This is a genomic window from Sphaerospermopsis kisseleviana CS-549 (assembly GCF_028329225.1).
Lineage (GTDB): Bacteria > Cyanobacteriota > Cyanobacteriia > Cyanobacteriales > Nostocaceae > Sphaerospermopsis > Sphaerospermopsis kisseleviana.
Genome location: NZ_JAQMTI010000140.1, coordinates 1 through 2,010, shown reverse-complemented (window position 1 = coordinate 2,010; position 2,010 = coordinate 1). Strand labels below are relative to the sequence as shown.

At 40.0% G+C, this 2,010-nt stretch carries 1 protein-coding gene; it reads right to left on the bottom strand.

Features of this window, described 5'->3' with window-relative positions; all coding sequences use genetic code 11:
* Nucleotides 1–616: 616 nt before the first annotated feature.
* Entirely contained in the window at nucleotides 617–1,912 is a 1,296-nt protein-coding gene (purB, locus tag PN497_RS11615; protein WP_096567980.1) for an adenylosuccinate lyase, read from the bottom strand.
* Nucleotides 1,913–2,010: the final 98 nt, after the last annotated feature.

Here is a 2,010-nt window from a genome sequence, read left to right as displayed (position 1 = left end):
GCAGTTATCCCTCAGTAGACTTTCACGCCTTAGCCAGACGCGATTGTGTTCCAATTAAGTTTCTGAAAAAGACTACCACCATCATTGCTTGGTTTTCGCGTCGGCAATAGTCTCAATTCAATACTTGATATCACCGTATTGTATATCAAGTAGTTGATTTTTTCCTAAAAATATATTGATTTTTGTCAATATAAGTATAGTTTTGTCTATGAAATTGTCAACTTAGGACTTGCTCACTAACTTGGTAAATGCTATATACAAAGTTGTAATCTATAGTTCAGATGTTTGGGTAGATATATAGGAATTTAAATTGAAAATTTTTGCACATCAATTAGCAGATTCTTCACTAAATCAGTAATTTTATGGATTCAAGTTATCTTAATATACAAGTATCATGCAAGTAGGATTTGCTGAAAAAGTCTTTTCGTGAGGGTTAGGAGTTCAGGAGTCAATCGATTTTGGATTGACGATTTTTCCGTTATGAAGGATCAGAACCTGTACCAAATTGTCAAAAATACAGGAGTCAGAAGCAATTAAGATGTGAAAAGTTCATATTTCCACAGGTAGATCCGGGAACAGTTTCTCACTTCTAGTTTTGACTCCTGATTCCTGAATTTTAAATTCCCAGTCTTTGATAAACTTGATCTAAATGTCTCAGATGGTTTTGTGGATCAAAACAAGCATCTATTTCTGCTGCTGACAAGTTTGCAGTTACACGGGGGTCTTTACTAATCAAATTACGGAAATTACCTTCTGGTTTATTCCAAGCAGTATGGGCATTTTGCTGAACTATGCTATAAGCTTCTTCCCGGCTAAGTCCTTTATCTACTAAGGTTAAGAGAACCTTTTGACTAAAGACGACTCCACCATAGCAGTTAAGGTTGCGTTCCATGTTCTGGGGATATACCAGCAAATTTGTCACCAAGTCGGTGATCTCATGGAGCATAAAGTGTGTTAAAATGCAAGCATCTGGTAAAATTACCCGTTCGACGGAACTGTGAGAAATATCTCGTTCATGCCATAAAGCTACGTCTTCTAAAGCTGCTCCTGCATGACTTCTTACCAGTCGCGCCATTCCTGTCAGTCTTTCTGAGCGGATGGGGTTGCGTTTGTGAGGCATGGCACTAGAGCCTTTTTGACCTTTGGAGAAGTATTCTTCAACTTCTAAAACGTCGGTTTTTTGCAAGTTGCGAATTTCTACGGCAAAGCGTTCTATAGATGCCGCCAGTAAAGCTAATTGTTGCACAAAGTCGGCATGAAGATCACGGGAAATAACTTGAGTGGAAGCGGTATCGGGTTTAAGTCCGAGTTTTTGACAAGCGATCGCTTCTACACGGGGTTCAATATTTGCATAAGTTCCCACCGCCCCGGATATTTTACCAACAGCGACATTTTTTTTCAGGACTTGCAAACGTTCTTGATGTCGCAATACTTCCGCTAACCAACCAGCTAACTTAAAACCAAACGTGATAGGTTCAGCGTGGATACCATGCGATCGCCCAATCATCACAGTATAACGGTGTTCTCTGGCCTTGTTGCGAATTGCCCCAATTAAATCTTCTAATCGTTGTAACAAGATATCCAAACTAGCAACTAATTGTAGTGCTAATGCCGTATCCAGTACATCGGAACTGGTTAAACCCAGGTGAATATAACGTCCAGCATCACCAACATATTCATTGACATTTGTCAAGAAAGCAATCATATCATGGCGAACTTCCGCCTCAATTTCTAACACCCGCTTGGGGTCAAAATTCGCCTTGGCTTTAATTTCTGCTACTGCTTCTTTAGGAATATAACCTAGTTCTGCCTGAGCTTCACAAACAGCAATTTCTACCTGTAGCCAGGTTTGTAACTTATAGTTTTCATTCCACAGATTGCCCATTTCGGGCAAAGTATAACGCTCAATCACATTCGGGCATATAATACAACTGTCATATTTTACAAGGGAATTGGTGATTGGTGATTGGTGATTGGGGACTGGGGACTGGTGACTGGGGACTGGGGACT